This is a genomic window from uncultured Roseobacter sp. (genome assembly GCF_947499265.1).
GTDB lineage: Bacteria > Pseudomonadota > Alphaproteobacteria > Rhodobacterales > Rhodobacteraceae > Roseobacter.
The window spans coordinates 213555-227207 of sequence record NZ_CANMNK010000001.1 but is presented as its reverse complement, the minus strand read 5'-3'; the positions used below and the strand labels follow the sequence as shown (position 1 = coordinate 227207).

At 59.2% G+C, this 13653-nt stretch carries 15 protein-coding genes; 8 read left to right on the top strand and 7 right to left on the bottom strand.

Translation table 11 applies throughout. The annotated features are described in order from the left end of the window. Positions 1–20 precede the first annotated feature (20 nt). The gene (locus Q1A63_RS01080) at positions 21–449 is read left to right on the top strand and encodes a GFA family protein (RefSeq protein ID WP_298968536.1); all 429 of its coding nucleotides are present in this window, start codon (positions 21–23) and stop codon (positions 447–449) included. A gap of 3 nt (positions 450–452) precedes the next feature. Here Q1A63_RS01080 and holA read toward each other — a convergent pair whose 3' ends face one another. From holA to Q1A63_RS01060, 4 genes are all read right to left on the bottom strand, one after another. Further along, on the bottom strand, positions 453–1454 hold the full coding sequence (gene holA / locus Q1A63_RS01075; RefSeq protein WP_298968535.1) for a DNA polymerase III subunit delta: 1002 nt from the start codon (positions 1452–1454) through the stop codon (positions 453–455). Further along, positions 1451–1930, bottom strand: coding sequence for an LPS assembly lipoprotein LptE (lptE, locus tag Q1A63_RS01070; protein ID WP_298968534.1), 480 nt, complete (start codon positions 1928–1930; stop codon positions 1451–1453). The genes holA and lptE overlap by 4 nt, the downstream gene beginning before the upstream one ends. Next, positions 1917–4478 carry a leucine--tRNA ligase gene (gene leuS, locus Q1A63_RS01065; protein ID WP_299630384.1) on the bottom strand — a complete coding sequence of 854 codons (2562 nt, stop codon included), beginning with the start codon at positions 4476–4478 and terminating at the stop codon, positions 1917–1919. Before leuS ends, lptE begins: the two co-directional genes overlap by 14 nt. An 89-nt stretch (positions 4479–4567) precedes the next feature. Then, positions 4568–5050, bottom strand: coding sequence for a DUF3576 domain-containing protein (locus Q1A63_RS01060; protein WP_299630382.1), 483 nt, complete (start codon positions 5048–5050; stop codon positions 4568–4570). A gap of 286 nt (positions 5051–5336) precedes the next feature. Between Q1A63_RS01060 and Q1A63_RS01055 the strand changes: the two genes are divergently transcribed. Beyond that, complete coding sequence (locus Q1A63_RS01055) at positions 5337–6317, top strand: porin (RefSeq protein ID WP_299630380.1); 981 nt, start codon at positions 5337–5339, stop codon at positions 6315–6317. Between the two features lie 103 nt (positions 6318–6420). Then, positions 6421–7074, top strand: coding sequence for a YggS family pyridoxal phosphate-dependent enzyme (locus tag Q1A63_RS01050; RefSeq protein ID WP_298968528.1), 654 nt, complete (start codon positions 6421–6423; stop codon positions 7072–7074). 20 nt (positions 7075–7094) lie between these two features. On the opposite strand, the gene Q1A63_RS01045 is transcribed toward Q1A63_RS01050, so the two are convergent. Beyond that, positions 7095–7592 carry a L,D-transpeptidase family protein gene (locus tag Q1A63_RS01045; RefSeq protein ID WP_298968526.1) on the bottom strand — a complete coding sequence of 166 codons (498 nt, stop codon included), beginning with the start codon at positions 7590–7592 and terminating at the stop codon, positions 7095–7097. Further along, positions 7589–8677, bottom strand: coding sequence for a GTP cyclohydrolase II (gene ribA / locus Q1A63_RS01040; RefSeq protein WP_298968524.1), 1089 nt, complete (start codon positions 8675–8677; stop codon positions 7589–7591). The genes Q1A63_RS01045 and ribA overlap by 4 nt, the downstream gene beginning before the upstream one ends. A 161-nt stretch (positions 8678–8838) precedes the next feature. On the opposite strand from ribA, the gene Q1A63_RS01035 reads away from it, so the two are divergent. The 5 genes from Q1A63_RS01035 (at position 8839) to Q1A63_RS01015 (ending at position 12395) form a co-directional block, all read left to right on the top strand. Continuing rightward, complete coding sequence (locus Q1A63_RS01035) at positions 8839–9525, top strand: response regulator transcription factor (RefSeq protein ID WP_298968522.1); 687 nt, start codon at positions 8839–8841, stop codon at positions 9523–9525. Positions 9526–9782: 257 nt separating this feature from the next. Continuing rightward, on the top strand, positions 9783–10571 hold the full coding sequence (locus tag Q1A63_RS01030; RefSeq protein ID WP_298968520.1) for an exodeoxyribonuclease III: 789 nt from the start codon (positions 9783–9785) through the stop codon (positions 10569–10571). A gap of 52 nt (positions 10572–10623) precedes the next feature. Beyond that, positions 10624–11541, top strand: coding sequence for a thioredoxin (trxA, locus tag Q1A63_RS01025; RefSeq protein ID WP_298968518.1), 918 nt, complete (start codon positions 10624–10626; stop codon positions 11539–11541). Between the two features lie 27 nt (positions 11542–11568). Next, positions 11569–12213, top strand: a complete 645-nt coding sequence (locus Q1A63_RS01020) for an LON peptidase substrate-binding domain-containing protein (RefSeq protein ID WP_298968516.1) — start codon at positions 11569–11571, stop codon at positions 12211–12213. Next, the gene (locus Q1A63_RS01015) at positions 12210–12395 is read left to right on the top strand and encodes a Trm112 family protein (protein ID WP_298968514.1); all 186 of its coding nucleotides are present in this window, start codon (positions 12210–12212) and stop codon (positions 12393–12395) included. The genes Q1A63_RS01020 and Q1A63_RS01015 overlap by 4 nt, the downstream gene beginning before the upstream one ends. Here the strand turns inward: Q1A63_RS01015 and Q1A63_RS01010 are convergent. Next, positions 12392–13618: an FAD-dependent monooxygenase gene (locus Q1A63_RS01010; RefSeq protein WP_299630375.1), complete on the bottom strand. Its 1227-nt coding sequence runs from the start codon at positions 13616–13618 to the stop codon at positions 12392–12394. The two genes, Q1A63_RS01015 and Q1A63_RS01010, sit on opposite strands and share 4 nt — an antisense overlap. Between the last annotated feature and the right edge of the window lie 35 nt (positions 13619–13653).

Here is a 13653-nt window from a genome sequence, read left to right as displayed (position 1 = left end):
TCAAAAAACGGAGTGTTGTCATGTCCAAATCCGGTAGCTGCCTGTGTGGTGCCGTCACCTATACCTTGAACGAAACACCCAAGGAATTCGGCGCCTGCCATTGCGACATGTGCCGCAAGTGGAGCGGTGGCATTTTCCTGGGCGTGCAGGCGTCATCTGACAAAACAACGGTGCACGGTGCCGAGAACCTCACGATTTACACGTCTTCGCCCTGGGCGGAGCGGGCGTTCTGCAGGACCTGCGGCAGCAGCGTTTATTATCGGGTGACAGCCCCGGGGCCGCATGAGGGCGAATATCACTTCGGTGCCGGGACGGTTGACGACCTGGGCGATTTGCCTTTGACCGGCGAGCTTTTCATCGACAACAAACCCGGTGGGTACAGTTTCGTGGAAAAGACGCATCAGATGACCACCGAAGAGGTGATGGCGCTCTTTGCGCCGCCTGAATAGGTTCTAGCGACTGCCCAGCATTGCAAGGCGGATAAACGCGCGTTCGACCAATGCCATTCCGGGCGCGTTTTGACCGGCGGATCGCAATTGCAAATCCGTATCGGTCAGCAACGTGATGGCCGTTTCCAGTTTGGCAGGGCCCCAGCGGCGTGACTGCGCCAGCATGCGGTCGCGGTTCGGACCGAAAATGGTGGGTCTGCCGGAGGTGTCGCTTGCCGCACGATGCAGCGCCCGAAAGTGACGCATCGCGCCGATGCACAGCCCCACGGGCGTCGCCCCCTGTGCCACCAGTTTTTGCATGACTGGGCCAATTTCATGGGCGCGCGCCTCTGCCACAACCATCAGGACATCGTCCACATCGGCCTCAGTCGAGGTGGGCGCGCAAGCGGCGATATCCGTCAAGGAGAGAGGCTCCGGGTCCCCGATCTTGTAGAGCGCGAGCTTTTCGACCATCTGGCGGAAATCACCGGGATCGATGGCCTGCGCCAGATCGTTCAATGCTGCCATCACGTCGCCTGTCACCTGTGCCAGACCTGCGTCCCGCAGGGCCGTTTCGATCTCTTCCCGGGTTGGCGGATTGTCATAGATGGCAGCGGCATAGGCTTGCGGGTGAGCCTCAAAGGCCTTGCGCAGTTTGGATGTTGGTTTCAGCGCGCCGGCGGTGACAATGATTTGCGCGTCACCGGGGTGCCATCCCTCGAGTGCCGCCAGAACGGCAGGCGCGCAGGTCTCGTTGGCTTCTTCGACAAATACCGCGCGCGCACCGGGGAAAAATCCGATGGCCTTGGTGGCATCGATCAACAGGGCGGGATCCTTGCGCACGTCGCTTCCCCCCATTCGGGTCAGCCGCATCTCTTCTTCGGCGCCCTCACCCAGCAGGGCGGTCAGAACCTGTTGACGTTTCAACGCCACGCGCATGGCGTCCGTGCCATAGATCAGCAGTCCGGTCTTGTCGGCGTCGGGTTTGGCAAAATAGGCGTTGGCATCGCGCGGCGACAGCTTCATTGCAAATCCGTGGTCAGGATCCGTGTCACAATCTGATCCGCCAGCAGGATCATCAGCCGCTGTTGCGCGTCGCGTTCTGCGGCAAGGGTTGCCACGGTGGTGCCAGCCGCGGAATAGCCGGTGAAGTTATCCACCCGATCCGAGGCAATGACCCGGCCCGTGCCGGTCTCGACCAGTGAATAGTCGGCCGAGCCTATAATGTTGAACCGCGTGGTGCTGCCCTCGCTATCGACAGCAAGGTTGGCCTGGCTTGAGCGTAGCGTGTAATTCAGGGCATAGGGGGCCTCGGACGCACGGCCCAGACGCTCTTCCAATCGCTGGGTCAGCAGGAATTCATCCCGGGTATTGGGGGCCTGAACGGTGATACTGTTTTGTACCTGCGCACCGGTGCCGCCGGGCGCATAGACAGGTGTGAAGCCGCAGGCGGCCAGCGCCAGCGGGATCATCAGCAGGAATTTGCGGCTAAACGACAACATTCACAATCCGTCCGGGCACAACGATGACCTTTTTGGGTTCCGCGCCATCAAGCGTTCGTTGCACAGCCTGATCGGCAAGGGCGGCTTTTTCAACCTCTTCTTTGGGCATATCTGCAGGGACCACGATTTCCGCCCGGCGTTTGCCGTTGACCTGAACGGGCAGGGTCACTGTGTCGGAGACCAGCATCGCCTCGTCCGCTTTGGGCCAGCTCGCAGTGGTGACCAGCCCATCACCGCCCTGATGCTTCCAGATGTCCTCGGCCAGATGCGGGGTCATTGGCGACATCAGCTGGGCCAGCGTCATGACCGCCTGACGCTGTGCTGCATGGCCGGCTTTGGATTTCTGCAGCGTTGCTGTAAAGGCGTAAAGCTTTGCAATGGCCGCGTTAAAGCCAAAGCTTTCGATGCCCATTGTCACGTCATGAATGCAGAGATGCATCGCCCGCAGCAGCTCTTCGTCGCCGACGCCCGGTGCGTCTTTGTCCATCTTGCCGATCCGGTCGCAGAGGTTCCAGACACGTGTGAGGTGCTTGAAGGCCGCTTCTGCCCCGCTCGCTGTCCATTCTACATCCCGCTCAGGTGGGCTGTCTGACAGCACGAACCAGCGCGCGGTATCGGCCCCGTAGGCCGAGATGATGTTGATCGGGTCGACCACGTTCTTTTTCGACTTCGACATCTTGGCCGAGGGGACAACCTGCACCTCCGGTCCGTCAGCGCCAAGCCTTGCTCCTGATTCCGTCCAATGGATGTCTTCGGGGAGGTGGTAGACCGGGCGGCCCTTTTCATCCCGGGTCAGGTAAATCTCGTGGGTGACCATACCTTGGGTGAAGAGCGCGTTGAAAGGTTCGTTGGCCGATTTTGGCAAATGACCGGTGATCTGCATCGCGCGCGCAAAGAAGCGAGAGTAGAGCAGGTGCAGGATCGCGTGTTCAACACCGCCGATGTACTGGTCGACGTTCATCCAATAGGCGACGTCTTCCATCACGGTTGGTGTTTTGGCGTCCGGTGCGGTGAAGCGCGCGAAATACCACGAACTGTCCACAAAGGTGTCCATCGTGTCGGTCTCACGCTGTGCGGGCTTGCCACAGGACGGGCAGGGGGTGTCGCGCCAGGTCGGGTGCCGGTCCAGCGGATTGCCGGGCGTGTCGAAGGTCACGTCATAGGGCAGCTCAACCGGCAGGTTTTCTTTCTTTTCCGGCACCACGCCACAGGCGTCGCAATGCACTACCGGGATCGGACAGCCCCAATAGCGTTGGCGGGACAACCCCCAATCGCGCAGCCGAAACTTGGTGACACCTTGCCCCACGCCGCTGTTTTCACAGAAATCGATGGCCGCATCGATGGCCTCTAGCCCGGTCTGATGGGCCTCACCAGCAAAACCCCGGTTGTAAAAGACTTTCTCTGTTTTAGCAGGCACATAGGCCTCGGTCAGCGTCTCCGGGCTGTCCTCTGACGGCAGATAGGTCGAAATGATCGGCAGCCCGTATTTCGTGGCGAATTCGAAATCGCGCTGATCGTGCGCCGGGCAGCCAAAGATCGCACCGGTGCCGTAGTCCATCAGGATGAAGTTGGCGATATAGACAGGCAGCTCATGCGCGGTGTCAAAGGGGTGGCGCACCCGGATGCCGGTGTCGAAGCCCAGCTTTTCCGCGGTCTCAATCGCCTCTTCGGTTGTCCCGATCTTGCGACAGTCCGCACAGAAGGCGGCCACCTCCGCGTTGTCCCGCTCAAGCACTTTCGCCAGCGGGTGATCCGGTGAAATGCCGACAAAGGAGGCGCCCATCAGCGTATCAGGCCGGGTGGTATAGACCTCGATCCGGTCATGACCTTCCGGCGCGTCGATGGTGGAGAACGCAAACTGCAACCCGCGCGACTTGCCGATCCAGTTCTCCTGCATCAGCCGCACCTTGGCGGGCCAGTTCTCCAACGTGTCCAGGGCGTCCAGCAGCTCTTCGGAATAGTCGTTGATCTTGAAGAACCACTGCGTCAGCTCGCGCCGTTCAACCAAGGCACCTGAGCGCCAGCCGCGCCCCTGCTCGACCTGTTCGTTGGCCAGCACGGTCATATCGACCGGGTCCCAGTTGACGACGGCATTTTTGCGGTAGACCAATCCGGCTTCGAGGAAGTCGAGAAACAGTGATTGCTGCTGACCATAGTAATTGACATCGCAGGTCGCAAACAGGCGGGACCAGTCAAGGCCGAAACCGAGCGGTTTCATCTGTGCGATCATGTCGTCGATGTTCTGGTAGGTCCAGTCCTTGGGGTGAATACCCCGTTCCATCGCCGCATTCTCAGCGGCGAGACCAAAAGCATCAAAGCCAAAGGGATGCAGAACGTTGTGCCCCGTCGCAAACTTGTAGCGCGCGATCACATCGCCCATGGTGTAGTTGCGCACATGGCCCATGTGGATGCGCCCGGATGGATAGGGAAACATCTCAAGCACATAGTACTTGGGTTTGTCGGCCGAACGCACGGCCTTGAAGACTTCGTCCCTGTCCCAGACCTTTTGCCAGCGGGCTTCGATCTCTGCGGGGGTGTAACGCGTCATGGTGGCGTCCTTCTTAACGAAAGAGCGCCGGGAGCCGTCTTTATCTACGGGGCCCGGCGCTGGTGTTGATCACAGGTGGTGGACCGGCTTCAGAGCCTGCCGTCGGCGATGCGGATCTGGCGCGCCCGGGTGAGGATGGCGTCCTCAACCGCGCGCACGGTCGCCGCACTCGCCGGGCCGTTTCTTGTTTGTAGCGAAACGTTTAGCGAGCGTGCATCGAGCGCCGGATCGTTGATCAGCACGGTTGCGCGATAAGCGCGGCCACCGCCGGGAGGGGTGCCAAAGCCGGTGATGATGACGCCGGTGAAGGGATCAACCGACTGCACCGGCAAAAAGTCCAGAACCTCCAGGGAGGCGGACCAGATGTATTTGTTCACGCTGACAACCGTCTCGGTGTTCTGACGGCGAAAGGCATCCCAGATGGTTGTCTCTCCGACTGCATCGCCCCGATCAATGGCGCGGGCATCGACCGCGCCAGAGACGTTGCCTTGCTGGTTGGTTGTTGATGTGCCCTGACCGCAACCGATCAAAAGCGCGAGCGCGCAACCTGCCATGATTTGGCGTATGCTCAAGGGTATTCTCATTATGTGCCCGACCTGCGTAAAGCCTAAGTTATACTTGCTATATTCTATCTGGTCCGAAATGGACAAGTCGGTATTACCTGAGGTGTCCAGTATTTGCCAAGCAGCTCTGGTAACGGGGTGCGCAAATGGAGTGTGGCATTGCTGCACCATCTTTAACTACTCTGATTAACGCGGGCCTCAACTTCTTGCAAAAGGACCCGGTTACGAGCGAAAAGCACCTCGGGTTCAGTCGAGATTCTCTCTTTGAACGTTACTAGAAACCGAGGATAAGATAATGAAAAAGATTCTCATCGCGACAACAGCACTGGTGGCCACAACCACAGTAGCCGTTGCTGAGGTAAACATCTCCGGTCTGGGCCGCTTCGGTCTTGACTACCAAGAAGACCGCACAAGCGCAGCAGGCGACGAAAACGAAACAGTTCTCGACAGCCGGATGCGTCTCAACATTGACGCGGAAACAGAAACAGACAGCGGCATCGAATTCGGCGCACGTCTGCGGATCCAGTCGGACAACGACGAATCCGATGGTTCCAGCAATGTTGCATCCTTCAACGGTCCACGCTTCCACATCGAAAGCGGCGGTCTGCGTGTTGAAGTTGGTAACATCTCCGGTGTTTCCGACGCGGCTTCCACGATCAACACCTACGGCTTCGAGCCAGGCCTGACATTCAACACAGGTCACTACAGCACATGGGGCGCCAACGTTGCTGGCCTGTTCCCTGCGTACGCAACTGGTGCTGAAGGCGCGAATGGCGTTTCTGCGAAGTACGAAATGGGTGACTTCGTCGTCATGGCGAGCTACACCGACGACTACGACGAAAACACAGCCGTCACAACTGACGACGGTGACTTCGCCGAAACATTCGAACTTGGTGCAGCTTACACCTTCTCCGCTTGGACGCTGGGCGCCGTTTACGGTATGTCCGAGCAGACAACTGTTGGTGTGGCAGAAGAAATCGACTTCTGGGCTCTGTCCGCGTCGGGCGCGGTCGGCATTGCTGACCTGGTCTTCTTCGTTGGTGACACAGACGCAGCTGGCGACGACGTAGCATACGGTATCTCCGCAGCGATCCCAGTTGGCGCAGCCACAGTGATCGAAGCATCCGTTGCTGGCGGCGGTGCCGACGCACTTGACACAGCCTATGGCCTTGGTTTCGACCACAGCCTCGGTGGCGGTGTGAAACTGCAAGGTATGGTTGGCCGTGACACAGGCGGCAACACCATTGCTGACCTTGGTGTGCTCTTCAACTTCTAAGTTGAACGCTACAACCTGAATTTGGGGCAGGCCTTTTGGTCTGCCCCTTTTCTTTTGCGCTGGGCTGTTATCTTGTGACCCCAAACACAAAGCGGAGTTGAAGATGGGACTGCAGGAGATTGCCGATCGGGTGGCCAAGGCTGAAAGCGCTGCTGGTCGTCCCGCCCAATCGGTCAAGCTGATTGCGGTGTCCAAAGTTCAGCCCAATGAACGTGTCGAAGCTGTGCTGGCGCAGGGACACCGGTGCTTTGGCGAAAACCGCGTACAGGAAGCGGCAGGAAAATGGCCTGCGTTTCGAGAAAAGTTTGATGGGATCGATCTGCATTTGATCGGGCCCCTGCAGACAAACAAGGCGCGGCAGTCGTTTGATCTGTTTCAGAGCATTCACTCTCTTGATCGACCCAAGCTGGCAAAAACCTTCGCGCGTCTGGCGCAGGAGGTGGGGCATTGCCCGGATCTGTTCATCCAAGTGAACACGGGTGAAGAACCCCAAAAGGCAGGCATCTTACCTGCGGATGCGGATGTATTCATCCAGGACTGTATTGCCATGGATCTGCCAATCACCGGGCTTATGTCCATCCCGCCTGCGGAGGAGGAGGCCTCCCTTCACTGCGCCCTTCTGGCCAAGATTGCCGCCCGCAATGGTCTCGCCGGGCTCAGCATGGGCATGAGTGGCGATTTTGAGAAGGCGATTGCGCTGGGTGCGACCCATATCCGTGTGGGCTCCGCTATTTTCGGCGAACGGGTGGCAACCTGAACCACCCCGTTACCATACACCTATGCTGTGACGATCAAACGCGTGCCGTAGGTGATACGACCGGCTATCTTATGCAGATGCATGCGGGATAAAGCGATGCAGCCTTCTGTCGGATAGCCCGGTCTGCGGTATTGATGGATGAAGATCGCTGAACCACGCCCCTTTACGGCATAGGGCCAGTTCCAATCCGTCAGGATCACAAGATCATAAAGCGGGTCCGCCCGGCGCAGCTTTTCGTGACTGGCAGAATAAGGTGCACGGACCATCATATTGTAATCCGCATCCTTCGCATCGTCGGACCACAGGTCGCGTGGCCCGATGGGCAGCGCCCAATCCGTCGGGCGCGCAATCCGGTCGGGACGATAGAGCATGCCAACAAGCCGGTGCACGCCCACCGGCGTGCCACCGTCGCCTTCGCGTTTGCGTTCGGTACACCCCGATTTGCCGATGGTGCAGGGGTAGGTCTGTCCCTGAAACCGCAACCCCATCCGCGTCAGAACCAGATCGTCAGCGGTCACAGCAGGTGGCCCGATTTCGCAGCTTTGGTCGCCAGATAAGCATGGTTATGTCGGTTGCCGCCCACCTGAAGCGGGACACGCTCAGTCACGTCAATGCCGCTGGCCTGCATCATCTCGACCTTCTTGGGGTTATTCGTCAACAGCCGAACGGCGGAGAATCCCAGGGATGTCAGAATGTCGGACCCGAGCCGAAAATCCCGCTCGTCGTCTTCAAAACCCAGTCGATGGTTGGCCTCAACCGTGTCAAAACCCTGATCCTGCAGTGAGTAGGCACGCATCTTGTTGGCAAGGCCGATCCCGCGCCCTTCCTGATTCATATAGAGCAGGATGCCGTGCCCTTCCTGTCCCATCTGGGCGAGGGCTGCGCGCAACTGCGGGCCACAATCGCATTTCAGCGAGCCCATCAGATCACCGGTGAAACAGGCGGAATGCAGCCGGGTCAGCACTGGTGCGGACCGGTCGGGCCTGCCGATCTCGATGGCATAATGCTCTTCGCCGCCGTCTTCGGGGCGGAAAATATGCAGTCGCCCGGCTTCCGATACCTCCAACGGCAAGCGCGCGCTGACGACCTCATGCAAAGGGCTGCGCCCAGACAAATGCGGCAGCGCCTCATCCAGAGACAAGGACGTCAAAGCGTGCTCCTGTGCAAAATCGGCACCGGCGGTTATCTGGATCACAAGACATGCGGGCAGCAGCCGCGCGGATTTTGCCAATTGCAGCGCCGCGCGATGGCCCTCGACACCTCCCCCGCGTGCGCAGATGAGCGGCCCTTTCATCGGTGCCATCAAATCGCCTGCCGGGTCCGCGATCCCATGCGCCCAGGCCAGCGTGGCGTCCGCGGGCAGAACGACACGCGCGAGATCGCCGTCATAGGCCCGCGCCTTGAGCGTTTCCGCCCGCCGCACGGTAATGGCCAAAACAGCATCACCGGGCAGGTCCATCAGCGATGACAACCGATCCCGATCCAGTGTCTCGACCGCCGCGATGATCACCGGAGAATGCCCGTCAAGCACCACTGGTACGCCCATCCGCAGGTCCGCCCGGGCCCGTGCAAGCTGTTCTGTGATGTCCGGTCTGATGTTCATGATGTTACAATGCCTGCATAATCTGCGCTTGATCTAGGCCAATTCCGCCGGAATTGAAACATTTGCCGGGTCCTGTAACACGAGCGCGTGAGAGATTTTGTCGCGCGCTTGCCAGATTGTGCGCGAAACCACATCTCTAGGTCACCAAAGGGAGAAAGCTGATGGCACAACTGAAAAAGATACTCTTGGTCGACGATGACGATGATCTGCGCGATGCGCTGAGCGAGCAGTTGATCATGACCGAGGACTTCGATGTCTTTGAGGCAGCTAATGGCGCGGATGCCATGGTGCGCGCCAAGGAGGCGCTTTACGATCTGGTGATCCTGGATGTGGGTCTGCCGGATACAGACGGGCGCGAATTGTGCCGTTTGATGCGCAAACAGGGGGTCAAGAGCCCGATCCTGATGCTGACGGGGCATGACAGCGACGCGGATACGATCCTCGGTCTGGATGCCGGTGCCAATGATTATGTCAGCAAACCTTTCAAATTTCCGGTGTTGCTTGCGCGGATTCGTGCGCAGTTGCGACAGCATGAGCAATCTGAGGACGCCGTTTTCCAACTGGGTCATTACACGTTCAAGCCGTCGATGAAGATGTTGGTGACGGAGGACGACAAGAAAGTCCGTCTGACCGAAAAAGAGACTAACATCCTGAAATTCCTATATAGATCAACCGATGGTGTGGTGGCCCGAGATGTGCTGCTGCACGAGGTCTGGGGATATAACGCCGGCGTGACCACCCATACATTGGAGACGCATATCTACCGGCTGCGTCAAAAAATCGAACCAGATCCGTCAAATGCACGCCTTCTTGTGACCGAATCAGGCGGATATCGTCTGATGGCGTAAAGCGTTGGGTTTTTATTAACCAATTAGCGCCTATATTGATTTTATCAGCGAGAATTCAGGCTCGCTGGCGATGAGATCCCGCGCATGCCCGGGTAATGGCATGTACCTCCCTGTTGGACTTGGCCGGGCTTCGTGCCCGGTCTTTTTTTGCCCAAAGCTCCGATATCCTCTGCAAACGGCGCGCGTCGATGGAATCGCGTGGCGCATGGATTATGCCTGCGTTAGGGTGCCACGACACGAAACACGGAGCCCGCCTCATGACATTCTCCCTTGCGACCTGGAACATCAATTCGGTCCGATTGCGCGAAGCGCTGGTCCTGAAATTGCTGGCGGAGGAGGGACCTGACGTGCTGTGCCTGCAAGAGTGCAAGAGCCCGGTGGACAAGATGCCGCTGGAGGCATTTGCCGCCGTTGGCTACGGCCATGTCGTGGCACGCGGGCAGAAGGGCTACAACGGCGTCGCAATCCTGTCGAAGATTCCGATGCAGGAAGCCGGGTCTCATGATTTCGCCTCCCTGGGTCATGCGCGCCACATTGCCGGAGAGCTTGAGAATGGCGTGACCGTCCATAACTTCTATGTTCCCGCAGGCGGGGATGTTGCCGATCGTGCGGTCAACGAGAAGTTTGGCCAAAAGCTGGATTACCTGACGGAGATGCGTGACTGGTTCCGGGATAATCGCCCCGAGAAATCCATTCTGGTTGGCGATTTGAACATTGCCCCGCGCGAAGACGACGTCTGGGACCACAAGAAGCTGCTGAAGGTCGTCAGCCACACGCCGATTGAGGTCGAACATCTGGCCAACACCCAGGATGCCGGCGGATGGGTGGATATCACCCGGCGGGACATCCCGGACGGGCGGCTTTACAGCTGGTGGTCCTATCGCGCGAAAGACTGGGACGGGGCCGACAAGGGGCGCCGCCTCGATCACGTCTGGGCCAGTCCGGACATTGCGCAGGCTGCACATTCAAGCCGCATCTTGCGGTCGGCGCGCGGATGGGAGAAACCCAGCGACCACGCGCCCGTTTTTGCCAGTTTTGACCTTTGAAAAGCCGGGCCGCCTCCCATATAACTTCTGACGCGAGCGTAAGGACGACAAGATGATGGACCTGAACCTGGGTGCCGCTCCGGCGGCCGACGATCTAATCAAAGACGTGACCGAAGCGAGTTTCATGGCGGATGTGGTTGAGGCCTCTCAGACCACGCCGGTGATTGTTGATTTCTGGGCGCCCTGGTGTGGCCCCTGTAAAACGCTGGGACCACAATTGGAAGAGGCCGTTCGCGCTGCCAAGGGCGCGGCGAAGATGGCCAAGGTCAACGTGGACGAGGCCCAGATGATCGCCGGACAGTTGCAAATTCAGTCGATCCCGACGGTCTATGCCTTCCACAAAGGTCAGCCGATTGACGGCTTTCAGGGCGCGGTGCCGCAATCCGAGATCAAGGCCTTTGTTGATCGTGTGGTGAAAGCCGCAGGCGGTGACGCGCCGGGGGAAGCCCTGGGCGAGGCCGTTGCGGCCGCCGAGGAGATGTTGGCAGAAGGTGCAGCGACAGATGCCGCGCAAACCTTCGCGGCTATTCTGGGCGAAGATCCAAACCATGCGGCAGCCTACGGCGGCATGGTGCGCGCGCATATTGCCCTGGGCGAGTTGGATCAGGCCGAGGCGATCCTGAACGGTGCGCCCGCAGAAATCTCTGCCTCGCCTGAGCTTGAAGCCGCGCATGCACAGCTTGAGCTGGCCCGCCAGGCCGAAGGTGCAGGGCCAGTTGATGACCTGCGCAAAGCGGTCGAGGCCAACCCGGATGACCTGCAGGCGCGCTTTGATCTGGCGCAGGCCATGCATGCGAATGGCGACGTCGAAGGCGCGGTTGACGCACTATTGGAGTTGTTCCGGCGGGACCGCGACTGGAATGAAGGTGCTGCCAAAACGCAGCTATTCACCATATTCGAGGCGCTGAAGCCGAACGATCCGATTATGTTAAACGGCCGTCGCAAATTGAGCTCAATGATATTTGCCTGAGCCGCACTGCGGGCTAGGTGATCTTTTATGATAAAAGCCGCAGAGCTCCCTGACACGATTGCAATATTTCCATTGCCTGGCGCTTTGCTGTTGCCGCGCGCACGACTGCCGCTGCATATTTTTGAACCGCGCTATTTGCAAATGCTTGAAGACGCGCTCAAAACATCGACACGGCTGATCGGTATGTTGCAGCCCAATGAGGTACCGGGGCGCGGCGGGAATGGTCTGCAATCCATCGGGTGCGCGGGCCGGATCACCCAGTTTTCAGAGACCGAAGACGGGCGCTATCTGATCACCCTGGGTGGTGTTTCACGGTTTCGGGTTGTGCAGGAAGTGCAAGGGTTTACGCCCTACCGGCGCTGTGATGTGAAATGGGATGGCTTTGACCGCGACCTCGGACCCGAAGAGAAAGACACGGCTTTTGTGCGCAGCGGTTTCATGGAGCTCCTGGAGCGATATTTCGATGCGCGACAGCTCTCCGCCGATTGGGACACGTTGAAAGAGGCAGACGATGAACTGCTGATCAATTCCCTGTCGATGATGCTCGACTTCGACCCTGAGGATAAGCAGGCGCTGTTGGAAGCGCCGTCGCTGACCACGCGGCGCGAGACGCTGGTGACCTTGATCGAATACCAGCTCAGAGGTGGCAGCGAGAGCGAGATGATCCAATGAGCGAAACCGCTGTCAGTTTTGACCGGCGCATGCTGGAGGCCCTGATTTGCCCGCGCAGTCACACAACGCTGAAGTATGACGCGGACAAGCAGGAGCTGATTTCACAGTCGTCAAATCTCGCCTATCCGATCCGCAATGGTATTCCGATCTTGCTGGTCGATGAGGCCAGGACGCTGGATTAGAGTTTTTCGCCTTTAAGCAATCGCGGTAGATCCCCGGTCAAGCCAGCGGCCTCCCGGATGAAGCTTCGGCGTAGCGCCGGAAATCTTCCAACCAGACCCATGCCAAGATCGCGCATGCCGCGTAGCATCGCATTGTCATTTGAAAACAACCGATTGAAGGCATCCGTCGCGATGGCCAGCGTCGTGTTGTCGAACCGTCGCCACTGCTGGTAACGGGACAGGACCGGGGCGGAGCCGATGTCTTCGCCACGCCGCGCGGCATCTGCAATCACATCCGCAAGCGCGGCGACATCGCGGATGCCTGCATTCAGCCCCTGACCCGCAATCGGGTGCACACCATGGGCCGCATCGCCCACCAGTGCCACGCGTTTGGCCACCAGGGCATTCGCCAGTGACAGGGACAGCGGATAGGTAAAACGCGCACCGGCCAAGGAAATCTCACCGAGAAAACTGCCAAACCTCGGACGTAGCACGTCAAGGTAGTCAGCATCCGACGTACCATTGATATGACTGGCGTTCTCGGTGGTTTCGCTCCAGACGATGGAGGATCGGTTGCCCTTGAGCGGTAAGATGGCCAGGGGACCAGGCGGCATGAAAAACTGATGTGCGACGCCGTGGTGCGGCAATTCGTGGTTCAGGGCACAGACCAGCGCCGTTTGACCATACCCCCATCCGGTGCGCGAAATCCCGGCGCGCTGCGCTGTCCCGGAGCTGCGCCCGTCGCACCCCACCAGCAATTTGGCGCGCACGGATTTTCCCGACGCCAGATGCGCCGTGACACCGGTGGCATCAACCTCCTGGCCTGTGACCTGATCTTCGCTGATCTGGCGAATGGCTTTGACCTTCTTCACCGCGTTCAGCAGGGCGGGACGGAGGTGGCGGTCTTCGACCATGTAGCCCATGGGCCCCTCTTCGATCTCCGCGTGATCGAAGTGCATGAAGAATGGCGAGGGACCTTCGCCCGCCCGACCGTCGCTGACCTTGATGTCCAGCATCGGTTGGGCCACGTCCTCGAGGGCGTCCCAGACATCCAGGGCACGGACCAATCGGGCGGAGGTCAGCGCAAGGGCGTAGGAGCGACCGTCAAAACCAGCATTCTTGCGAACCTTGATCGGCAGCGCGTCAACAAGTGTCACGGTCTGACCCGCGCTTGCGAGCGCCAAAGCGAGCGCCGGACCATTCAGGCCGCCCCCTACGATTACGATGTCACAATCAAATGCCATGTGCCTCAATAGGACCGTGGGCGGGGGATTGTCCA